This window comes from Amycolatopsis sp. MJM2582, from assembly GCF_000754115.1.
Taxonomy (GTDB): Bacteria; Actinomycetota; Actinomycetes; order Mycobacteriales; family Pseudonocardiaceae; genus Amycolatopsis; species Amycolatopsis japonica.
In genome coordinates this window covers 97177-119096 of record NZ_JPLW01000007.1, presented here as the reverse complement: position 1 = coordinate 119096, position 21920 = coordinate 97177, and the positions used below count along the sequence as shown (strand labels likewise).

The 21920-nt window shown below is 69.5% G+C and carries 22 protein-coding genes; 11 read left to right on the top strand and 11 right to left on the bottom strand.

Annotated features, from left to right (window positions below):
- The first annotated feature begins 19 nt into the window (after window positions 1–19).
- The 8 genes from ED92_RS35260 to ED92_RS35225 all read left to right on the top strand — a co-directional run bounded on the left by ED92_RS35260 (window position 20) and on the right by ED92_RS35225 (window position 10690).
- Window positions 20–2068: a hypothetical protein gene (locus ED92_RS35260; RefSeq protein ID WP_037346126.1), complete on the top strand. Its 2049-nt coding sequence runs from the start codon at window positions 20–22 to the stop codon at window positions 2066–2068.
- Between the two features lie 277 nt (window positions 2069–2345).
- Window positions 2346–2753 (top strand): DoxX family protein, encoded by a 408-nt coding sequence (locus tag ED92_RS35255; protein ID WP_037346125.1) that lies wholly within the window; start codon window positions 2346–2348, stop codon window positions 2751–2753.
- Between the two features lie 298 nt (window positions 2754–3051).
- Window positions 3052–4344, top strand: coding sequence for an extracellular solute-binding protein (locus tag ED92_RS35250; RefSeq protein ID WP_037346124.1), 1293 nt, complete (start codon window positions 3052–3054; stop codon window positions 4342–4344).
- Window positions 4341–5327, top strand: coding sequence for a carbohydrate ABC transporter permease (locus ED92_RS35245; RefSeq protein ID WP_037346123.1), 987 nt, complete (start codon window positions 4341–4343; stop codon window positions 5325–5327). Before ED92_RS35250 ends, ED92_RS35245 begins: the two co-directional genes overlap by 4 nt.
- A complete protein-coding gene (locus ED92_RS35240) occupies window positions 5324–6154 on the top strand; it encodes a carbohydrate ABC transporter permease (protein WP_037346122.1) in 831 nt (276 codons plus the stop codon). The genes ED92_RS35245 and ED92_RS35240 overlap by 4 nt, the downstream gene beginning before the upstream one ends.
- Window positions 6155–6157: 3 nt before the next feature.
- On the top strand, window positions 6158–7600 hold the full coding sequence (locus ED92_RS35235; protein ID WP_037346120.1) for a glycoside hydrolase family 3 protein: 1443 nt from the start codon (window positions 6158–6160) through the stop codon (window positions 7598–7600).
- A gap of 210 nt (window positions 7601–7810) precedes the next feature.
- Window positions 7811–9712, top strand: a complete 1902-nt coding sequence (locus ED92_RS35230; RefSeq protein ID WP_037346117.1) for a translation factor GTPase family protein — start codon at window positions 7811–7813, stop codon at window positions 9710–9712.
- A gap of 15 nt (window positions 9713–9727) precedes the next feature.
- Window positions 9728–10690, top strand: a complete 963-nt coding sequence (locus ED92_RS35225; RefSeq protein ID WP_037346113.1) for an LLM class flavin-dependent oxidoreductase — start codon at window positions 9728–9730, stop codon at window positions 10688–10690.
- Between the two features lie 55 nt (window positions 10691–10745).
- Here the strand turns inward: ED92_RS35225 and ED92_RS35220 are convergent, their stop codons facing one another.
- A complete protein-coding gene (locus ED92_RS35220; RefSeq protein WP_255355407.1) occupies window positions 10746–11651 on the bottom strand; it encodes an NAD(P)-dependent oxidoreductase in 906 nt (301 codons plus the stop codon).
- A gap of 62 nt (window positions 11652–11713) precedes the next feature.
- Between ED92_RS35220 and ED92_RS35215 the strand changes: the two genes are divergently transcribed.
- A complete protein-coding gene (locus tag ED92_RS35215) occupies window positions 11714–11914 on the top strand; it encodes a hypothetical protein (RefSeq protein WP_037346106.1) in 201 nt (66 codons plus the stop codon).
- Between the two features lie 5 nt (window positions 11915–11919).
- Here ED92_RS35215 and ED92_RS35210 read toward each other — a convergent pair whose 3' ends face one another.
- From ED92_RS35210 to ED92_RS35200, 3 genes are all read right to left on the bottom strand, one after another.
- Window positions 11920–12657 (bottom strand): GNAT family N-acetyltransferase, encoded by a 738-nt coding sequence (locus ED92_RS35210; RefSeq protein WP_037346103.1) that lies wholly within the window; start codon window positions 12655–12657, stop codon window positions 11920–11922.
- A gap of 55 nt (window positions 12658–12712) precedes the next feature.
- The gene (locus tag ED92_RS35205; protein ID WP_037346100.1) at window positions 12713–13807 is read right to left on the bottom strand and encodes a glycosyltransferase family 4 protein; all 1095 of its coding nucleotides are present in this window, start codon (window positions 13805–13807) and stop codon (window positions 12713–12715) included.
- Between the two features lie 78 nt (window positions 13808–13885).
- A complete protein-coding gene (locus ED92_RS35200; RefSeq protein WP_037346098.1) occupies window positions 13886–14674 on the bottom strand; it encodes an inositol monophosphatase family protein in 789 nt (262 codons plus the stop codon).
- Between the two features lie 18 nt (window positions 14675–14692).
- On the opposite strand from ED92_RS35200, the gene ED92_RS35195 reads away from it, so the two are divergent.
- The gene (locus ED92_RS35195; protein WP_081976022.1) at window positions 14693–15388 is read left to right on the top strand and encodes a creatininase family protein; all 696 of its coding nucleotides are present in this window, start codon (window positions 14693–14695) and stop codon (window positions 15386–15388) included.
- On the opposite strand, the gene ribA is transcribed toward ED92_RS35195, so the two are convergent.
- Genes ribA through ED92_RS35165 form a run of 5 tightly spaced genes read right to left on the bottom strand, consistent with a single transcriptional unit; the run spans window position 15344 to window position 20212 of the window.
- On the bottom strand, window positions 15344–16936 hold the full coding sequence (gene ribA / locus ED92_RS42180) for a GTP cyclohydrolase II (protein ID WP_081976005.1): 1593 nt from the start codon (window positions 16934–16936) through the stop codon (window positions 15344–15346). The genes ED92_RS35195 and ribA overlap by 45 nt on opposite strands.
- Window positions 16933–17751 (bottom strand): class I SAM-dependent methyltransferase, encoded by an 819-nt coding sequence (locus tag ED92_RS35180; protein ID WP_037346092.1) that lies wholly within the window; start codon window positions 17749–17751, stop codon window positions 16933–16935. The genes ribA and ED92_RS35180 overlap by 4 nt, the downstream gene beginning before the upstream one ends.
- Window positions 17748–18815, bottom strand: a complete 1068-nt coding sequence (locus ED92_RS35175) for a glycosyltransferase family 4 protein (protein ID WP_037346090.1) — start codon at window positions 18813–18815, stop codon at window positions 17748–17750. Before ED92_RS35175 ends, ED92_RS35180 begins: the two co-directional genes overlap by 4 nt.
- Window positions 18812–19210 carry a 6-carboxytetrahydropterin synthase gene (locus tag ED92_RS35170; protein ID WP_016331711.1) on the bottom strand — a complete coding sequence of 133 codons (399 nt, stop codon included), beginning with the start codon at window positions 19208–19210 and terminating at the stop codon, window positions 18812–18814. Before ED92_RS35170 ends, ED92_RS35175 begins: the two co-directional genes overlap by 4 nt.
- Before the next feature lie 21 nt (window positions 19211–19231).
- Entirely contained in the window at window positions 19232–20212 is a 981-nt protein-coding gene (locus ED92_RS35165; protein ID WP_037346087.1) for a zinc-binding alcohol dehydrogenase, read from the bottom strand.
- A gap of 60 nt (window positions 20213–20272) precedes the next feature.
- On the opposite strand from ED92_RS35165, the gene ED92_RS35160 reads away from it, so the two are divergent.
- A complete protein-coding gene (locus ED92_RS35160; RefSeq protein ID WP_037346084.1) occupies window positions 20273–20968 on the top strand; it encodes a CDP-alcohol phosphatidyltransferase family protein in 696 nt (231 codons plus the stop codon).
- On the opposite strand, the gene ED92_RS35155 is transcribed toward ED92_RS35160, so the two are convergent.
- Together ED92_RS35155 and ED92_RS35150 are read right to left on the bottom strand one after the other, a co-directional pair.
- Window positions 20969–21331: a tautomerase family protein gene (locus tag ED92_RS35155; protein WP_037346081.1), complete on the bottom strand. Its 363-nt coding sequence runs from the start codon at window positions 21329–21331 to the stop codon at window positions 20969–20971.
- Between the two features lies 1 nt (window position 21332).
- Window positions 21333–21896: a TetR/AcrR family transcriptional regulator gene (locus ED92_RS35150; protein ID WP_200882787.1), complete on the bottom strand. Its 564-nt coding sequence runs from the start codon at window positions 21894–21896 to the stop codon at window positions 21333–21335.
- Between the last annotated feature and the right edge of the window lie 24 nt (window positions 21897–21920).

Genomic DNA, 21920 nt, shown 5'->3' with positions numbered 1-21920 from the left:
TTGTTCTGGGGGCAGGACCATGGAAGCGGAACCACTCCGCGCGGGCGAGAACGATTCCGCCGGCGCCGAGATCACCCGGCTCTGCCGGACCCTGGTACCACTGGCCGCCGCCGGCAAATACGCCGAGGCCGCGTCGACCTATCGCTGGGTGAGCCGGGCTTCGTCCGGCGATCCGATCCGGTACGGCGATCACGCGTCGCGGCTGGAATTCTGCGCCCTCACCGGCAACGAGCACACCGGTCTCGATCTTCTGTCGCTTTTGGACGGTGTCGGCGACCATTCGGACGCCGTCGGCAGGCTCGAGTTCTTCGCCTCGGCGGCGCTGCTCACCCGCCGGTTGACGGAAACCGGATACGGCGAGATCCCGTTCGTTCTCAACGGTCCGTACGACGGCGTCTCCCTGAGCAGGCTGCACGAGCGGATGCGGGCGGCGGCCCTCGTCGAAGCCGAGGAACTCGACGGACGCGAGCACTCCGGATACTTCACCGTCTACGCCGAACGGAAGATGGCCGCGAAACCGGTGGCGGACTTCGTCCCGCTCCTGCCGTCGGCGCTCCCCCGGGTCCCGATCCTGCCGCCGCCGGGGCTGTCCGCCGAGGAACTCATCGTCCGGGCGGAGATCCACAATCACCGGTGCGAACCGGAGGAGGCGCGAGCCTGCCTCGAAGCGATCGACGATGTCCCGGACGAGCTCGCACCGCGGCTGAGCGAGCTGCGCGCGATCTTCTTCCAGGGCGAGGACACCGAGGAACGGCTGCGTCACGCGGCCGCCGGATTCCGGGGCCAGGGCGACGAAATCCGCTTCCTGCTCAACCAATGCTGGCTCGGCCTGTGGCTCGTCTTCGACGATCAGGTCGAGACCGGGGTCGCGCTGACGACGGTGGCCGCGGCCCGCTTGCGCGCCGGGACGGACGAACGCGCGGCCTGCTGGGGCGAATACTGGCTGGCGCACGTGCTTTCCGGGCAGGGCCGTACTGCCGAGGCGTACGAGGCCTTGCGACGGGGTGCCGAGCGAGCCGGTGAGGCGGGTGATCCCTTGCTCCTCGGGACACTTCTGTGTCTCGAAGCGTCGTTGCGGAACGGCGACGGCGAGGATCCGGTGACCACACTGGAACTCGCGCGGTCGGCGACGGACGCCTTCATCGTCGGGAACGTCGGCGAGAAGGCGGTCGAAGCGGTCGAACAGGTCCGGATCGCTTACGAGCGCACGGGATCGCTCGACGAACTGGACGTCTTCGTGGAGCATCTGCTGGCGACGCTGCCCGTAGGCGGTCCGGAACGGTTGCGCGGGCATCTCCGCCACCTTCGGGCGCTGTCGCTGATCGGCACCGGCAGGTTCGCCGAAGCCGTCGACGACGCCTACGCGTCTCTCGGTGTCTCCGCGTCGAAAGGCAAGGACACCGCGGAACATTGGTACGTCCTCGTCACCGCGTTGCACGGCGCCGGCCGCTATGACGAGGTGCTCGACGTCGCGCCCCGCACCATCACCCTGCTCGCCACGTCACCGGACTGGGGCCACCGCTGCCGGTGGATGTACGCCGACAGCTACCGCGCGCTCGGCGAATCTTCGCGTGCCTTCGACGAATACGCCGTCCTCGCCGAAATCCTCCACGACTCGGGCGACACCGGGCATTCGTACATCTCGGTGAGCATGGCCGCCGCCGAACAGCTCGATCTGCTCGGCTACGGCGCGAACGCCGCGGATTTCTACGCGCGGGCCGCCGACGCGGCCTTGGCGATCGGCGGCGGCTACGTGGCCGCCACTTGCCGTAACGCGGCGACGCTTTCCCGGCTGCGGTCCGGCGACGTCGACGCGGCACTGAGCGCGCTCGACGCCGCGGAAACCGCCGTGCACGCGGTGGAAACCGAAACCGCGCCCGCGAGGGAACATCTCGTCGCGCAGCTCGACCACGTCGCCGCCCACGTGCTCAGCGCCGCCGGCCGCGTCCGCGAGGCCGCCCGCCGCGCGCTCCGTGCCGCCGAAACGTTCCACCGGATAGGCGAAGCCGAGTCCGCCCGCGACGTCGACCTGCTGCTCGAACAGATACTCCTCGGCGACCAGAACTGACGTGCCGCCTCGGCGTGATTGGGCGGACGGCACGTGTGATCCGACGGACGACACACGTGATCAGATGGACGACACGCTCGCGGCGAAGCTTTCGCCGTGAGTCGTCCGTCCAGACACGTGTGTCGTCCGTCTGATCACGTGTGCCGTCCATCCAGTCACACAAGACCGCCAGTAGGTACTCAGGAGACGGTTGGTTCTGACCCGAATCGCCACTCACGACCCACTGGACCGACTTCACGCCTTGCCAGCCTCCCTCACCAGGAGAAGGATCCCCGGCATGTCCGGACGAAGCCTGCCCATCGGCTCGATCGTGCTGTGGGTCGTGCGCGTGGCGCTCGCCGCCGAGTTCCTCTACAGCGGCTACCTGCTGTTCTCCGGTGGCCACACCGAACAGGTCTTCGCCGAGATCGGACTCGGGCAGTGGCTGCGGTACGTCACCGGTGTGGTCGAGGTCGCCGGCGCGATCGGCCTGCTGTTCCCCCGCTTCGGCGGCCCGTCGGCACTGCTGCTGGCCGGGGTCATGGTGGGCGCGAGCGCCACGGAGCTGTTCATCCTCGCCAACGGCGGCCCGGTCCTCCCGCTGATCCTGCTGATCGTCTGCGCGACGCTGGCGTGGTTCCTCCAGGATCAGACGCGCGCGGTGCTCGGGATCAAGCCTCCCCAAGACACCGAGGACGACCTCTAGGCGAACGCGCGCCACCCTTACACCGAACGGCGCAAAGATCACCCGCCGAATGCCCCGATCACCGGGACGGACAAAGAAAAACCGCATGTCAGCCCGCCTCGCGAGGCGCTGACGAGCACGCCGAAAACTGATCATCAGCGTGATCGAACGCTCACTCAAGGTGAAAGATTGCGGCTCGTTTACAACGAACCGGCCACCCGCTTGACAGTCGGAGTGGTACGTACCACGCTGCCCGCATTGGTCTACACCATTTTGTGGGAGCTCGGCATGGTGGCCGGGCATCGAAAGGACGGCACGAGTGAAGCGCTGGCTCAAGATGGCTGCGGGCGCCGCCGCCATCACCCTCGCGACGGCGGGCTGCGCCGGTTCCGGCAGTGGCGACAGCACGAATTCGAGCGCTGCGGCCTCGAACGGCTCGCTCACGGTCTGGCTCATGACGGGGACCGCCCCCGAAGCACTGACGAACTCGCTCCACAAGGAATTCGAAGACGCGCACCCCGGCGTCAAGGTCAAGTACGAGATCCAGCAGTGGAACGGCATCCAGCAGAAGCTGACCACCGCGCTGGCGAGTGACAACCCGCCGGACGTGATCGAGCTGGGCAACACCCAGACCCCCGCGTTCGCGAACCAGGGCGTGCTCGCCGACCTCACCTCCAGCGTGAACGACTTCAACGGCGCGCAGTGGCTGCAGGGCCTCAAGGCTTCTGGCGAGTTCGACGGCAAGACCTACGGCGTCCCGTTCTACGCGGCGAACCGTGAGGTCATCTACCGCAAGGACATGTTCGAGCAGGCGGGCATCACCGCGACGCCGAAGACGCGCACGGAGTGGCTCGACGCGATCACCAAGCTCAAGGCGAAGTTCGGCAGCGACCCCGAGTTCCAGGCCCTCTACCACCCCGGCCAGAACTGGTACGAGCTGCTGTCCTACATCTGGGACGAGGGCGGCGACATCGCCCAGGCCAACGGCAAGTCCTTCAAGTCGACCCTGGACACCCCGCAGGCGAAGGCCGGGCTGGAGTTCTACAAGCAGCTCACCGACGCTTCGGGCACCAAGGCCCCGAAGGACGCCGACGAGGCCACGCCGCAGCAGGCGGGCATCTACGGCGCCGGCAAGGTCGCGATGATGATCGGTGTCCCGGGTGAGGTCGACACCGCGGCGAAGACCGACCCGAAGATCAAGGAGAAGTCGGGCGCCTTCGCGATCCCGGGCAAGACCGCCGACAAGTCGGCCCCGGTCTTCCTGGGCGGCTCGAACCTGGTCATCCCGGCCAACAGCAAGAACGCGGCCGCGGCGAAGGACTACGTCAAGCTGTTCTCCACCCCGAAGTACCAGACCGAGCTGGCCAAGGCCGGTTACGTCCCCGGTACCTCGACCGACGTGTCCGCGCTCGACGCGAACCCGCTCACCAAGGTGATGGCCGAGGCTTCCAAGAACGGCCGTGCCGTGCCGACCAGCCCCAAGTGGGGTGACGTCGAGTCCGGTCAGAACCCGATCAAGGACATGCTGACCGCCTACCTGACCGGAACGAAGACGCTCGACCAGGCGACCGCCGACGCCAACGCAGCGCTCGACAAGCTCATCGGCGGATGACCACGACGAAAGATGTGACGATGCCGGCGGGGGCCACCCCGCCGGCATCGCCGCGCATCAAACCCCCGAAATCCAATCGGCGCCTCCGCCTCGGCGAGCGGACGGCGCCGTACCTGCTGATCCTTCCCGCTCTGGTCGCGATCCTGGTCCTGCTGGGCTGGCCGACGATGCAGCTGATCGGGATCAGTCTCCGCAAACTCGACCTCCGTGAGCTGGTCTCCGGGGAGATGGTCTGGGTCGGATTCGAGAACTTCTCCGAGATCCTGTCCGATTCGGAGTTCTGGGAGATCACCGTCCGGACGCTGGTGTTCACCGCGTCGGTCGTGATCCTCACCCTGCTGCTCGCGCTGCTCATGGCGGTGCTGATGCGGCATCTCAACCCGGTGGTCCGGGTGATCGTGCAGGTCGCGCTGATCCTCGCGTGGGCGACGCCGGTGGTCGCGACGACCACGGTGTTCCAGTGGATCTTCGACCAGCAGTACGGCATCTTGAACAAGACGCTCGCGAAGCTCGGTTTCGAGAGCTTCATCGGGCATTCCTGGTTCTCCACCGGCCCGAGCACGCTCACCGTCATCGGGATCCTGGTGGTCTGGCAGGCGGTGCCGTTCGTGGCCTTCACGCTCTACGCGGGGCTCCTGGGCGTCCCGAAGGAGCAGTACGAGGCCGCGGGTATCGACGGCGCCAACGCCTGGCAGGCGTTCTGGGCGGTCAGCTGGCCGGCGATCCGGCCGATCCTGACCATGGTCACGTTCCTGTCGGTGCTGTGGGACTTCAAGTTGTTCGCCCAGGTGTGGGCGATCCGTCAAGGCGGGCCGGACGGCGCCAGCACGACGCTGCCGGTCTACATGTACCTCAAGGGCCTCGCGGGCAACCACTTCGGCCTGGCGGCCACCGCCGCCCTGCTGATGATGCTCGTGCTGATCCTGCTCACCGCCCGGTACGTCCAGCTGCTGGTGCGCACGAAGGAGGCCGACCTGTCATGAGGAAGTCCCTGACCCAGCGGATCGGCCTCGGCACGCTCGGCGTGGTGGTGGCGCTGCTGTTCGTCTTCCCGACGTACTGGATGTTCACCTCCTCGCTGAAGACACCGGGCCAGGTCCTGTCCCCGGACTACGACCTCGTCCCGCTTTCGGTGACGTTCGACAACTTCGTCTCGGCGCTGACGAAACCCGGTTTCACCACGTACCTCACCAACAGCCTGATCGTCACGCTCGGCGCGGTGCTGTGTTCGCTCGTCGCGGGTGTGCTGGCCGCGGTTCCCTTGTCCCGTATGCGTTTCCGCGGGCGCAAGGGATTCCTGCTGCTGGTGCTCGTCGCCCAGCTGGCGCCGTTCGAAGCGCTGCTGATCCCGATGTACCTGCTGATGCGCGACGCCGGGCTGCTCAACCAGCTGCCTTCGCTGCTGCTGGTGTACTTCGCGGCGACGCTGCCCTTCACGTGCTGGATGCTCTACGGCTTCGTCAACGGCATCCCGTACGACCTCGAAGAGGCCGCGATGATCGACGGTTGCAGCCGGGCGGGTGCCTTCCGCCGGGTGACGCTGCCGCTGCTCGCGCCCGGCCTGGTGACCACCTCGGTGTTCAGCTTCATCACCGCGTGGAACGAGTTCCTGTTCGCGTTCGTGTTCATGCGCGACCAGAACAAGCAGACGCTGCCGGTGTGGCTGTCGTCGTTCCGGACGGCGTTCTCCGTGGACTGGGGCGGCATCATGGCGGCGTCGGTCATCTACGCCGTGCCCGCGCTGGTGTTCTTCATCATCGTCCAGCGCAAGCTCGTGTCCAACCTGACCGCAGGCGCAGTGAAGGGGTAATCCTTGTCTTCACCGGAAAAGCTCGCCGCGTCCGTTCTCGTATCGGGCTTCGACGGCACCACCGCGCCGGATTGGCTGCGCCGCAAGGTGGCGGACGGCCTCGGCGGCGCGATCCTGTTCGGCCGCAACGTGGTCGACGACGAGCAGGTGGCCGCGCTGAGCGCGCAGCTGCGGGCGGAACGGCCCGACGTGCTCGTCGGCATCGACGAGGAGGGCGGTGACGTCACGCGGCTCGACGTCGCCACCGGCTCGTTCGTGCCGGGACCACTCGCACTCGGCGCCGCGGACGACGTCGAGCTGACGGCCTCGGTCGCGGCGGCACTCGGCGAGCGGCTGGCCGCGTGCGGGGTGACGATCAGTTTCGCCCCGTGCGCGGATCTCACGCTGGCGGCGGAGGATCCCTCGATCGGGGTCCGGGCGTTCGGTTCGGATCCGGTGAAGGCGTCGCCGCATGTGGCGGCGTTCATCACCGGGCTGCAGAAGTACGGCGTGGCGGCGTCGGCCAAGCATTTCCCCGGGCACGGGGCGGCGACGGACGATTCGCACCACGCGCTGCCGGTGCTGCCCCGGACCGAGGCGGAACTGCACGAGATCGAACTGGTCCCGTTCAAGGCGGCGATCACGGCCGGGGTGCGCGCGGTGATGACCGGGCACCTCGTCGTGCCCGCGTGGGGTGAACTGCCCGCGACGCTCAACCCGAAGGCGCTCACCGACGTGCTGCGCGGCGAGCTCGGCTTCACCGGCGCGGTCATCACCGACGCGCTGGACATGGGCGCCGTCGCGGGCGAACTCGGCAAGACCGAGGGCGTCGGACGGGCGTCGGTACGGGCGCTGATCGCCGGCGCGGACGCGCTCTGCCTCGGCGGGGTGTCGTTCGAAGAGGACGAGCTGAACCGGATCGCGGCGGTCATCGCGGCCGCCGTCGAGTCCGGTGAGCTGCCGATGGAGCGGCTGGTGGAGGCGTCGGAGCGGGTCGCCGCGCTCGGCACTCCCCCGGTGTCGACGCCGATCTCGCCGGTGGATCACCGCCTCGGCCTGGAGGCGGCGCGGAAGGCGTTGCGGATCCAGGGTTCGCCGAAGCTGGGCGGCCCGCCGCTGGTGATCGACATCGAGACCGAGCCGATCATCGCGGCCGGGCCGATGCCGTGGGGGCTCGGCTCGCATCTGACCGAACTCGTGCCCGGCACCCGGGCGCTCAAGGTCGGCGCGGACGGGATCGCGACCGCGATCGAGGCCGTCCACGGCGCCCGTGACCTCGTGGTGGTGACGCGCGAGGCGCACCGGCACCCCGAGGTCCGCGAGTTCCTCAGCTGGCTGCGAGAGTCCACTGTGGACTACATCCGGGTCGAGACCGGCGTTCCGGGCCCGGAGACCGAGGGTCCGCGGATCGACACGTTCAGCGGGTCCTACGTCAGCCTCCGCGCCGCCGCGGAGTACCTGGCCTGACCCACCCCTCTCGCATTTCGTCCTCTGGATGCGGTACTTGCACACGCAACTACCGCATTCAGAGGACGAATTGCGTTATTCGGTTGCGGGGGCCGAGGCGGGGGTGTTGTAGTCGGGAAGATCGGTTCCCGGCCTAGGAGATGATCGTCTTGCGAGTGACCACGTCCTTCCATCAGGTAATTCCCGCCTACCTCGAGGACGAGATCACTCGTGAAGACCCTCAATCTGGGGATTCTGGCGCATGTTGACGCCGGGAAGACGAGCCTGACCGAGCGTCTGTTGCACACCGCCGGGATCATCGGCGAGCTGGGCAGCGTCGACGACGGCAGCACGCAGACCGACACGCTGGCGCTCGAACGCGCCCGCGGCATCACCATCAAGGCGGCCGTGGTGTCGTTCGCCCTCGGCGACGTCACCGTCAACCTGATCGACACCCCCGGCCACCCCGATTTCATCGCCGAGGTCGAACGCGCGCTCGGCGTGCTCGACGGCGCGGTGCTGGTGCTGTCGGCGGTCGAAGGCGTCCAAGCCCAGACCCGTGTCCTCATGCGGACCTTGCGGCGGCTGGGCATCCCGGTGCTGCTGTTCGTGAACAAACTGGATCGCCGCGGCGCCGATCCGGAGCGCGTATTCCGTGAGATCACCGAGAAACTCACGCCGTCGGCGATCACGATGGACCCCGATCGGGTGATCGATCTGCTGGCGACGCTCGACGAGGACTTCCTCACCGGATACCTCACCGAGCCGGACGCGTTCACGCCGTCGCGGCTCCGCGCCGAACTCGCCGCGAAAGTCGCCGAAGGTCGCGCTCATCCGGTCTACTTCGGGTCCGCGATCACTGGCGCCGGGATCGACGCGCTCCGCGACGGCATCGAGAACCTGTTGCCCGCCAAGGAAGCCGACGTCCACGCGCCGCTGTCCGGGACGGTCTTCAAGGTCGAGCGCGCGCCGGGTGGCGAGAAGATCGCGTACGTACGGCTGTTCTCCGGCAGCGTCGCCGTGCGCGACAAGGTCCCGCTCGGCGACGGCGAAGGCAAGGTCACCGCGATCAGCGTTTTCGACAACGGCTCGGCCGTGCCGTCCGCGTCGGCCGAAGCCGGGCGGATCGCGAAGATCTCAGGACTCGACGTCCGGATCGGAGACGTGCTCGGGGCCCGGCCGCGGATGCGGGAGGCGCGGTTCTCGCCGCCGACGCTGGAAACCGTCGTCTCGCCGGTGCGCCCGGCCGATCGCGGACCGCTGCACCAGGCGCTCACCCGGCTGACCGAACAGGATCCGCTGATCGGCCTGCGGCACGACGAGGTCCGCCAGGAGACTTCCGTTTCGCTGTACGGAGAAGTGCAGAAGGAGGTCATACAGGCGACGCTCGCGGACGAGTACGGCATCGACGTCACGTTCAGCGAGACGACCACGATCTGCGTGGAACGCGTCGACGGCACCGGATCGGCCGCCGAACTCATCGGCACGGCGTCGAATCCCTTTCTGGCCACGGTCGGGCTGCGCGTCGAACCCGGGAGCGGGATCTCATTCCGCCTGGAGGTCGAACTCGGCTCGATGCCGTACTCCTTCATCAAGGCCGTGGAGGACACGGTGAAGGAGACGCTGCGCGAAGGCATCCACGGCTGGGAGGTGCGCGACTGTGCGGTGACGATGACGCATTCCGGCTACTACGCCAGGCAAAGCCACGCTCACGGCACGTTCGACAAGAGCATGTCCAGCACCGCGGGCGATTTCCGCGATCTGACGCCGTTGGTGCTGATGGCCGCGCTGCGCGAGGCCGGGACGACCGTGCACGAACCCCTGCACCGGTTCACCCTCCAGACCCCGGCCGACACACTCGGCCCGGTGACCGCGCTGCTGGCGCGGGCTCGCGCCGTCCCGCGGACGACGCTCACGAAGGGCGGGACGGCCGAGCTGGAAGGCGAGATCCCGGCGGCGAAAACCCATGAGGTACACCAGCTCCTGCCCTCGGCGACCCGAGGGGAAGGCGCGCTGGAGACGTCGTTCCACGGCTACCGGCCCGTCCGGGGACCGGCGCCGTCACGATCGAGGACCGATCACAACCCGTCGGACCGCAAGGAATATCTGTTACGCGTGCTGCGGCGCGTTTGAGGAACGGAGGACGTCATGGTTTCACGGCTCGGGGTCAGGATCCCTCGCGAGCTGCCCGCCGCCCGGCTGACCGGCCTCGCCCGGCGCGCGGAGCGGGAGGGGTTGGACGAGGTCTGGATCGTCGAGGACTGTTTCTACGCGGGCGGGATCGCCACGGCGTCGGCGGTGCTGGCGGCGACCGAGAAGATCACGCTCGGCATCGGCATCATGCCCGCCGTGGCGCGGAACCCCGCCATCGCGGCGATGGAGATCGCGGCGCTGGCGGAGCTGTACCCGGGGCGGCTGATCGCCGGGTTCGGGCACGGCGTGCCGAGCTGGATGCGGCAGATCGACGCGTGGCCGAAGTCGGCGCTCGCCGCATTCGAGGAGACGCTGACGGTCATCCGGCGGCTCCTGGCGGGTGAGCGCGTTTCCTTCGAGGGCAAGCACGTCCGGCTCGACGAGGTCGAATTGGAGTTCCCGCCCGCGCTCCCGCCGAAGCTCGTCGCCGGCGTCCGCGGCCCGAAGTCGCTCGCGGCGGCGGGCCGGGTCGCCGACGGGACGCTCCTGGCCGAACCGGCGACCCCGGAGTACGTCCGCGCGACGCGGGACCTGATCGGCGTCGAAAGCCATTCGATCGCCACCTACAACTGGCTGGCCCTCGACGCCGATCCCGAGCGGGCCCGCGAACGCGCGCGGTCCGACGTCGCGTCCGCGATCGGGCCGAACTCCGGTCCGGCGCTGGAGCCGCTGGACTTCGGCGCCGAACTGCTCGCCGAGGTCAAGGCCGCTAGCGACCGCAAGGACCTGTCCCGGCGGTTGCGGCCGGAGTGGATCGACCGGCTGAGCATCAGCGGCCCGCTCGACCGGTGCGTCGAGCAGATCCGCGCGCTGTACGCGGCCGGGACCGAGTCCGTCATCCTGCTCCCCCTGCTCGGCGAGCCGGAAGAGGAGTCCTTCGCCGCGGCGGGCCGGATCGCCTCCGCCCTCCGCGGCTGACCCCCTTCCGCATTTCGTCCTCTAAATGCGGTCCTTGCACACGCAACGATCGCGTTTAGTCCTCTGGATGCGGGTGGGTGTCGAGCGCTTTGACGACGGCGACCATGTCCTCCTCGCCGAGACCGAGCCGCGCGGTCTCGGCGTAGAGGGCACGGGACGCCTCGATCAGCGGCAGCTTCAGGCCCGCGTCCCCGGCCGCCGCCGCGATCAGCTCGACGTTGGCCAGCACGTTCGCGATCGAGGCCTGCGGCGCGAAATCCTCTTCGACCAGCTTGGGCGCCTTGACCCGCAGGATCGGGCTGGCGAGCTGCCCCGCGCCGAGCACGTCGGCAAGCAGACCGAGATCCAGCCCGTGCGCCCGGCCGAAATGCACCGTCTCGGCCAGCGAAGTCACGACCGCGGTCAGGTGCACGTTGACCGCCAGCTTCATCAGGAGCCCGTTGGGAACCGGCCCGCAGTACACGGTTTCCCGGCACATCGGCCCGAACAGCTCCCGGACCTCCTCGACCGCACCGGGGTCGCCCGCGAGCATCGCGACCAGCTCCCCCGCCTCCGCCGGGACCCGCGAACCCGAAACCGGCGCCTCCACGTACTTCGCCCCCGCCGCGACGAGGTCCGCCTCCAGCGCGCGGGAATGCCCTGGTGCCGTCGTTCCCATGTGGACGATCGTGCGGCCCGCCACCCGGTCGGCGAACTCGGGCCCGCCGCGCCCGAGTACCGCATCGACGGCGGCCGCGTCCTTGAGCATCAGGATCACGACGTCGCAGCGCGCGAAGAGTTCGGCGACGTCGGCCACCTGGTCGGCCTTGCCCGGCGTGCGGTTCCAGCGGAGCACCGGGATCCCGGCCCGCACCAGGTTCCGCGCCATCGGCTCGCCCATACTGCCCAGCCCGGCGAAACCGACTCGTTCGAGGTTCATGGGCTTTACTTTGCGGCACCGGCGGGCGACGCCGGACCCGATGCGACGATCGCGGCGGAAATCGCGAGGAATGCCCCGCGACGCGATGACGAGGAGTGAGCACGATGGCCTGGCCTGAGAAGGACACCCGTCGGGTCTCGCTGCGCAACGGGCAGTCGTTCCTCTGGCATCTCGACGCCGACTGGGAACACACGACGCGCGCGATCCGCGTCAAGGAAGACGGCACCGACGGTCAGATTCTCGTCCTGGACCCCTACCACCACGCCTTCCTGCCGACGCAGACGCAGGTCCGCCGCGAAGACTGAGCCGATCAGAACGGGTGCTCCATCCACACGTTCGCCTCCACGTACACCCCGCAGTCCCGCTCGACGTTCGCGTGCACCGGCGCGATCCCGCCGGGGATCACGTTGTCGCCGTCGACGAGGTCGACACCGCTCCACTCCTTCCAGTCCGCGATCGAGCCCGAAATGGTCACCGCGAACGGGCACACCTTGATCATCCGCGCGCCGAGCCGTTCGTGGGTACGCAGCCAGCGGTCGGCGAACAGCCCGTCCTCGCGCCGCCGGAGGGCGTAGTCCTCCATGAGGACGTCGGGTTCGTCCTCCTTGCCGATCGGGCGCACGGAGACGATCAACCGCTTCAGCCCCGTCTCGGCCGCACGCGCTTTCAGCGCCTTGAGCATCGGCGTGGACAGGCCGGTCCCGCGCATTCGCGGCGCCACGACGACTTCGAGCGCGCACAAGGTGTCCGGCGCACGGCCGTCCATGAGATCCTGCGCGGCCCACTGGATCGCCTCGTCCCATCCGTGCGACGGCAGCTCGTGGCGGTCTTCGGCCGGATAGGTCAGCGGGACCGACAGCGCCCGCGCGATCGGTTCACCGTCGTCATCCAAGGCGATCAGGAAATACCGGGACCAGTGGCGCAGGAACCGGTCCGGCGTGATCATCTTGCCGCTGAACCCGGCGTAGATGAACTCACCGCCGACGTCGCCGAGGTTCAGCGCGGCATCGAGGAGATCGGGACGGGACGCAAGATCGACGATTCGCATGCCGCCCAGTCAACCGATCCGGTGATCTCTCCCGATAGCTGCTTCCGGGCGATGATCAAACCGGCTGACGCGGCGCCGCCTGCAGCCGGGAGAGCACGTCGGTGAGCCTGCCCGCGGCGACGTCCCATTCTTCGAGGGCGCTGCTGCGCGCGAGCGCCGACGTCCGCAGGGAATGACGGAGTTCGGCGTCGAGCGACCAGCGCAGCAACGCCGCCGCGAGCGCCGACGGGTTGTTCGGCGGCACCAGCATGCCGGGCACGCCGCCGCCGGGCGCGGTGCCGAGCGCGTCGTGCGCGCCGGCGGTTTCCGTGGCCACCACGGGGATCCCGCGCGCCAGCGCCTCGGCGACGACCAGTCCGGAGGTGCCGCCGCGCGCGGGCAGGACGAGCAGATCCGCGCCGTCGTAGACCAGGTCGAGGTCGTCCGGCGGCTGGATGAGGCTGATCCGGGAGCCGAGCCCGAGCCGTTCGACCGTCCAGCGCAGTTCGTCGACGTACGCGGGGTCGTGGTGCGTCGCGCCGGCGAACACGCATTTGAACGCCAGTTCGTCGACCATCGAAAGCGCCCGGATGAGCACGTCCTGACCGTGGCGCGCGGTCATGGGCGCGAGACACAGCAGCCGCGAGACGCCGTCGGCCCCGGCGGCGAGCGGCGCCGCGTCCGTGCCCGGAGTCGCCACGTACACCCGGGTCGGGTCGAGGTCGTGCCGGTCGATCAGCTGCCGCGCGAGCCACGGCCCGGTGGCGACGATCATCCCGGTCAGCCGCAGGGTCTCCCGTTCGCAGGCGTCGAGTTCGGCGGCCTGCGCCGGGTCGAGCGCGGGATCGTCGGCGAGCGGCCGGTGGACCAGGACGGCCAGCCGGAGCCGCCGCGCGTGCGGGACCACGATCTCCGGGACCCCGCAGGCGACCGTGCCGTCGATCAGGACGACGGTGTCGTCGGGCAGCGCGGCGAGCGAACGGGCCAGTCTCGACCGCGACAGCGGCCCCGGCATCGGCCATTCCCCGGCGATCGGCAGTTCCAGCAGCGGGAGGCCGGTGGCCGGGAGGTTCTGGCACATCCGGCGGTCGTATTCACCGCTGACGTCCTCGGTTTCGCCCGGCAGGACGAAGACGACCGGTTCGGTCACGCGGACATTCGAGGTGAACACGGTTACCTCCAGATGCGGGCGCCTTATCAGGAGACACGGATACGGCGCCCGTCCGGTTCATTTCCCGGGTGACAAAGTTCAGCCCGCCACACGCGCGATCGACGCGACGAGCTCGTCACGCAGCCAGGCGCCGACCGCGATCGTGGCCGCCGAACGCACGGTGTGGTCGCCGCCGTCGAGGTCGACGACCGCTCCCCCGGCCTCGCGCACCAGCAGGACCCCCGCCATCGTGTCCCACGGTTTGTTGGCGAGGATGACGCTCGCGTCGAGTTTGCCGTCCGCGACCCACGCCAGATCGATCGCCGCGGAGCCGAGAAACCGGACCCGCTGCACGCGGCCGCCGAGTTCGGCCAGCAACGCCATCCGGACGCGGTTCTTGACCTCCGCGCCCTCGCCGACCGCGAAGTCGCCGATACTCACGATCGCGTCGGACAACTTCGTCGCTTTCGACGCCGTAAGACGCTCTTCGCCCGCGTACGCGCCCTGGCCCGCCACTGCGGTGTAGGTGACGTCGAGAAACGGCAGGGAGATCACCGCGACCGTGCTGTTCAGCCCGTCGACGAGGCCGAGCGAGACACCGCACAGCGGGATCCCGCGCGCGAAATTCGCCGTACCGTCGACGGGGTCGAGCGCCCACCACAGGTCCTCGTTCCCCTCATGCCCGCGCTCCTCGCCGAGGATGCCGATCTCCGGCGTTTCGCGCGCCAGGAATTCGCGGACGGCGTCCTCGACGGCGAGGTCGACGTCGGTCACCATGTCGCGATCACCTTTGGCGGCAACGGAAAACGACGTCATCGAGCGGATGATCGCGGTCGCCTTGGCGACGGCCTCGCGGGCCACGGACAACAATGCGGCGTGGTCGGTCATATGGGTACCGTAGCCCGCGTGAACCTGTTCCCGACGGCCACGACGGCCGACGAAAGCGCCCGCGGCGCCGAGGTCGCGGTGCTGCCCGTCGGCAGTTTCGAACAGCACGGAGCGCACCTCCCGCTCGCCACCGACGCGGTGATCGCGACGACGATCGCCGACGCCCTCGCCGCGGCGTATCCGGTGCTGCGGCTCCCGCCGATCACGATCGGCTGCTCCCACGAACACGCCGATTGGGCGGGCACGGTCAGCATCTCCGCCGCGACGCTGTACGCCGTGGTGAACGACGTCGCCGCGTCGCTGCGCCGGTCCGGCGTCCCGAAACTGGTGCTGGTGAACGCGCACGGCGGCAACTACGTCCTGTCCAACGTGGTCCAGGAGTCGACGTCGCCGATGGCGCTCTTCCCCGGCGTCGAAGGCTGGCAGGCGGCGCACGCCGCGGCCGGGCTGGAGACGTCGCTGGACAGCGACATGCACGCCGGCGAACTGGAGACCTCCCTGTTGCTGCACGCGCACCCGTCACTGGTCCGGCCCGGGTTCACCGAGGCGGATCACCTCGCCGACGACAGGCGGCACCTGCTGACGGTGGGCCTGCGCCCGTACGCGGAATCCGGCGTGGTCGGGCGGCCTTCGCTGGCGACGGCGGAGAAGGGACGGCTGATGCTGGAGTCACTGGTGGAGAGCTTCGGGGACACCTTGGCCGTGCTCGGCTGACTCGATCAGGTCCAGATGCGGCAGGAAATGGTGCATCCGTTCCTGTTTGGTCCGCAGGTACCGCAGGTTCTCGTCGTTCGGCGTGACCAGCAGCGGCACCCGCTCGCTGATCCGCACACCGTGCCGTTCCAGCTGGTCGACCTTCGCCGGGTTGTTGGACAGCAGCCGCACCGACCGCACGCCGAGATCGTTCAGGATCTCCGCCGCGGCGCGGTAGTCGCGGGCGTCCACCGGCAGCCCGAGCGCGATGTTCGCCTCGACGGTGTCGAGCCCTTCGTCCTGTAGCCGCATCGCCTTCAGCTTCGCGAGCAGGCCGATTCCGCGTCCTTCGTGGCCCTGGGCGTACACGAGGATTCCGGCGCCCTCGTCGACGATCGCCCGCAACGCGGCGGCCAGCTGGTCGCCGCATTCGCAGTGCATCGAGCTGAACACGTCGCCGGTGAGGCATTCCGAATGGACCCGTGCCAGCGTGCCGGAGGTCGCGATGTCGCCGTGCACCAGCGCCATCTGTTCGGTGCCGTCGGCGTCCAGGTAGCCGTACGCGCGGAAAACGCCGTACCGGGTGGGCAGTCTGGTCTCAACGACCCTCTCGACGGTCATCGGGCTTCTCCTGTCTGTTCGGTGACTCTTGACAGAACGCGCGAGCAGGACGCCCGCACCGGGAAGGCTGGAGACGAGCGCGAGCACGCCGTAGACGACGGCCACGGTGACGCCCTGCGCCGAGCCGAGGCCCGCGGCGCCGAACAGCAGCGCGCAAACGCCTTCGCGCGGGCCCCACCCGCCGATGTTCAGCGGCAGCCCCATCGCGAGCAGGGCGAGGATCATCAGCGGCAGCAGGTCGCCGACCGGCGCGGTGACGCCCGCCGCGCGCGCGGCGACGACGAACAGGGCGAGGTGCCCGGCGAGGGTGGCGACCGAGAGCAGGCCCACCCCCGGCCAGGTTTCCTTGGTCAGCAGGCCGAGCCGGACGTCGGCGAGGGACACGGCGAACCCGCGTCGCCATTTCGATCCACTGTGGATCCATCGCCGCCCGGCCGTCATCCCGGTGACGACGGCCGCGAGCGCGAGCCCGACCACGGCGATCCCGGCGGCCGTCACCACGTGGTCGATGGGCGGCGGCACCACGGAAGGCACGCTGAGCACGACGACGACCGAAGCGCCGATCACCACGATCTGCCCGGCCGTGCGCTCCAGCACCACCGCGCGGACGCCGCGCGGCACGTCACCGGCTTCGCGTCCGTGCTGCACGGCGCGGTCGACGTCGCCGAGGACGCCCGCCGGCAGCACACCGTTGAGGAACAACGCGCGGTAGTACTCGCCGATGGCAGTCCCCAACGAGAGCTCGAGACTGAGCCGCCGGGCGATCAGGCGCCAGCGCGAGGCGCTGAGAACCGTGGTGGCGAAACCGATCCCGAGCGCGGCGGCGATCCCGCCCGCGTCGACCTCGCGCAGACCTTCGAGGAACGCGCCGGTACCCAGTTGCCAGACGAGCGCACCGAGGATCGCGAACGCGCCGACGATCCGAAGCCAGGGCCAGAGCCGTTTCACGCGGGCACCACCAGGAGGTCTTCGTGCTGGATCACCGCGTTCAGCTCGCCTGCCGCGCACTGCGCGAGCCGCCATCGCAGGTAGGAGTCGCCGTCCACCGCGAGTTCCGGCCGCTGTTCGCAAGCGGCGCCGACCCAGCCGGTGAGCCATTCCGCGGTCAGCGCGGCCTGATCCGCCCCGAGCCGCCACGGGCTCGGCGCGCGCCGCACGGTGGCGCCGAGGCGTTCGAAGACTCCGAAGGCGACGTCCACCGCGTCCGGTCCGAGCAGCCACCGGCCGCCGGTCACCCGGCGCTGATGCGCGTTGAAGGCGTCGGAGATCTCGATGTCGAACTTGTCCTTGGGCGAAAGCACGACCCGGCCCGAAACGCTCAGCGTGAACAGGACCGCGCAGCGCGCCTCGACGCACGCCTCAGCCAGCCGGGACATCTCCTCGGCGGTGAGCAGGTCGAGCAGTGCCGACGCCGCCACCAGCGAGGTTCCGGCGAGGTCCTCCGCGCGTAACTCGGTGATGTCACGCTGTTCGGTGACGACGGTGATTTCGCTTCCGTCCAAAGCGTGATCCGGACGGCTGGTGCGCGCCAGCGCGTGGGTGAGCAGGTCCGGATCGCGGTCGTGCAGGATCCAGCGCTGGCGTCCCGGCAACCGCCTGGCCAGCCAGCGGCCGAGCGAACCGGTGCCGCAGCCGAGATCCCGGATGACGACCGCGTCCTGTTCCTGCAAGAAGGACCGCACCGGCTCGATCAGCTCGGTCGCACGAGCGGCGGCGTCGGCGTCCTCACGCAGCTGGAGCCAGCTGGGGGCGTACTTCGTCATGCCGCCGTCCGTTCGGTCAGCAGTACGGCGGCGACGCCACGGGCCGTCTCGTCCCAGCCGGTCAGCGTCTCGCGGCGCAGGCGGGCGGAGGCGCGAAGGCGGTCACGCAGGTCGGGTTCGGTGAGCCAGCGGCGCAGGGCCGCGGCCAGCGCGTTGACGTCCTCACCGGGGACGAGCAGCCCGGGCACACTGCCGTCGGACGCCTGGCCGAGCGTGTCCGGCAGGGCGTCGACGGCCGTCGTGAGCACGGGGATGCCGTGCGCGAGCGCCTCGGTGACGACCATGCCGTACGTCTCCGCGCGCGAAGGCAGCACGAGAAGGTCTGCGGCCGCGTACGTCGCTTCGAGTGCTTCGCCGGACCGGGGGCCGGTGAGGGTGAAGCGGTCGCCGAGCGAGTGTCGCCGCAGGCGTTCGACGTAGCGGGTCTCGCGCCGGATCGCGCCGACGCACTCACAGGTCCACGGGAGATCCTTCAGCGACTTCAACGCGTCCGCGAGCAGGCCCTGTCCTTTGCGCGGCGTCACGTTGGCGACGCAGACCAGACGCGTCCCGTCCAGGCTCCCGGACGCGACTTCGGCCTTGTCGACGCCGGGCGGCACCACGTGCACGCGATGCGCGGCGAGGCCGTGGTGCCCGATCAGCCGTCGAGCCGCCCATTCGCTGGTCACGACCACGGCGTCGACCGCGGCCAGCGTCTCGCGTTCCAGCCGGTCCAGTTCGGCGGCGAGCGAAGGCGAAAGTCCCGTTTCGTCGGCCAGCGGCAGATGCACCAGCACCGCGATCGACAGCCGCCGTGCCGCCGGGGCGATCACCTCGGGCACCCCGCAGGCCACCAGCCCGTCGAGCAGCACCGCGGCGCCGTCGGGCAGTTCGGCCAGCTTGCGCGCCAGCACCTTGCGCGCTTCGGTGTCGGGCCGCGGCCAGCTCCCGCGCACGGGGATCTCGTGGACCTCCACCGCCTCGGCGGCGAGGCCGTCACACAGCCGGCGGTCGTAGACGTTGCCGCCGCTCGGCGCGCTCACGTCGTCGATGTCATTGGGCAGGACGACGTGGAGGCGGCTCACAGGGCACGCTCGTAGCTCGCCCACGCGACGTGGGATTCGTGCAGCGAAACGGTGAGCCCTTCGAGGCCGCGCGCCCCTTCACCGAGCGCTCCCGAGTGGACGCGGTCGGCGAGCCGGTCCGCGATGACCTTGGCGAGGAACTCGGTCGAGGTGTTGATCCCGGCGAACTCGGGCACGTCGTCGAGGTTGCGGTAGTTCAGATCGGCGAGCACCGCTTTGAGCTCTTCGGTCGCCTTGCCGATGTCGACGACGATGTTGTCGGCGTCCAGTTCGGACCGGCGGAACGTCGCGTCCACCAGGAAGGTCGCGCCGTGCAGCCGCTGTGCTGGGCCGAAGACCTCGCCGCGGAAGCTGTGGGCGACCATGACGTGGTCGCGGACGGTGATACTGAACAACGGACCTCCCGGGTCGAACCCTTAACGCGTGTCCTCCATCTGATAGGTGACACGGAGGCAGAGCGTTCCTGGTTCATTCGCGGCCAGACGCGGCAAGACATCCGGCAGTTCACGGAACTGACATTCCCCGCTGACCAGCACTTCGAATCCTGGATCGGCGAGAAGACGCAAAGCGAGCGCCAAGCGGTCGGCGTAGGTCCGGTTCAGCCGGCGGGACGGCGAGACCATGCCGACCTGGCTGCTGCGGATCGCCAGCCGCCGGGAGTGGAAGTTCTCGCCGAGCGGGACGCTGATCCGCCGGTCGCCGTACCAGCTCAGCTCGATGACCTCGCCTTCCGGCGCGAGCAGCTCCAGCGAACGGGCGAGCCCCGCTTCGCTCGCGCTGGCGTGCACGACGAGGTCGCAGTCACCCAGGGCGTCCTCGGGTGTCGAGAAGTCGACACTGAGCGCTTCGGCGACCTTCGCGCGCTCCGGATCGACGTCGATCAGCTGCACCCTGGCCGCGGGGAAACCGGCCAGCAGTTTCGCGACGCTGCTGCCGACCATCCCGGCGCCGACCACGGCGATCCGGTCGCCGATTTTCGGCGACGCGTCCCAGACGGCGTTGACCGCGGTCTCGATCGTGCCCGCGAGGATCGCGCGTTCCGGCGGGACCTCGTCCGGTACCGGCGTGACGGCCGACGCCGGGACGACATAGCGCGTCTGATGGGGATACAGGCAGAAGACGACCTGCCCGACGAGGTTCTCCGGACCGCGTTCGACCACGCCGACGTTGAGGTACCCGTACTTCACGGGACCGGGGAAATCGCCTTCCTGGAACGGCGCGCGCATGGCCGCACGTTGACTCGGCGGGACCTCGCCACGGAAGACGAGCGTCTCGGTGCCGCGGCTCACGCCCGTGTACAGGGTGCGGACCAGCACTTCGTCATCGCCGACCGGAGGGAGCGTGACGGGCCGGAGCTCACCGTCGCCGGAACCACTGAACCAGAAGGCGCGTTCCATCGTGTCCTCTCATGTCGGACCCTGGAAGCGGGGTCACCGCCACCATAACGAGGAGGCCTCGTGATCAACCCCGGTATTTTCCTGGGGGTCCTCGTCCAGCTGGCGCTGCTGGGGACGCTGGACGCCGTCACCGGACTGGGCCCGCTGGGCTGGCTCGCCGGAGCGGCCTACGGCCTCGCCGTGGGCGGATTCCTGACCTACGGCCTGAACCGGAGCACCGCGCGCTCCCTGGGCCCCGCCGACGCCGTGACACTCGCCCGGTCCGGGCTGGTCGGCTGCGTGACCGCGCTCGTCGTCGACACCGCGGGCCGGGAGATCGTCGCGATGGTCGTCATCGCGTCGGTCGCGCTCGCCCTGGACGCCGTCGACGGCCAGGTCGCCCGCCGCACCGGGACGGCGTCGCCGTTGGGCGCGCGGTTCGACATGGAGGTCGACGCGTATCTGATCCTGATCCTGAGCGTGGTCGTCGCACAGTCGCTGGGCCCGTGGGTGCTCACGATCGGCGCGATGCGCTACGTCTTCGTCGTGGCGGGCAAGCTGTGGCCGTGGCTGAACACGCCGCTTCCGCCGAGCATGGCGCGCAAGACGGTCGCGGCGGTCCAGGGCATCGCGCTGGTCGTGGTGGCCTCGACGATCCTGCCGCTCTGGGCCGGTTTCGTGGTCACGCTGGGCGCGCTGGCGCTGCTGACCTGGTCGTTCGGACGCGACACGTGGTGGCTGCTGGAGCAGCACGCCTTCACCCCCGCGCCCGCGTGATCACGCGTACTGCGCTTCGCCGTTCCCGATCGACCAGTCGACGGGGTTGTTCTCGGTGATCGTGACGAGCACGTTCCGGGGCTCGGTCCCCGCGTACTCCTCGGCGAGCTCCGCGATCCGCCGGTACAGCGCCTTCTTCTGCTCGTCGGTCCGCCCCTGCCGCATGGTGATCGTGACGAACACGACCCCTTCGTCGCGATGGATCCCCAGGTAGTCGTCGTATTTCAGGATGTTCTGGCCGTTGAGGACCTGGAAGCGGTCGTCGGCCGGGATGCCGATCGTCTCGACCAGCGCGTCGTGGACGGCGTTGCCGAGGGCGTCGAGCTTCTCAGTCCCGATGGTGTCGATGCGGACGAAGGGCATGTCAGTTCTCCTTGGTGGTCAGCAGGCCGAGGGCACCGTCGACGGCTTTCGCGAACACGTCCGGGGAGCCGGCGGCGCGGGCGAGGATGTAGCCGCCCTGCAGCACCGCGACCAGCGCGGTCGCCGTGGTGAGCGGGTCGAGTGCCTGGTCGAGCTCACCGGCCGCGCGGCCCTCTTCGAGCAACTCGGCGAGGCGCCCGGTGAGCCAGCCGAAGTACTCCTCGACCGGCTTTCGCAGCTCCGCGTCGGCCATCACGTCGGGATCCTGGGCGAGCCTGCCGACCGGGCAGCCCTTGAGCACGGTGCGCTCGCGGCGCAGGTAGACGGTGATGCGCTCGACGACCGAACCGGGCCCGGAGAACTCGGCCTCCGCCTTGGCGCGCAGATCGTCGGCGCTGCGGCCGATCGCGGCGAGCGCGAGTTCGGACTTGCCCTGGAAGTGGTGGTACATGCTGCCCTGGCCGGCGCCGGAGCGCTCCTGGATCGCCTTCGGGCTGGTGCCGACGTACCCGCGCTCCCACAGCAGCTCGCGAGTGCTCTCGATGAGCCTTTCCCTCTTGTCCACGTCCTGACCGTACATACTAGTAGG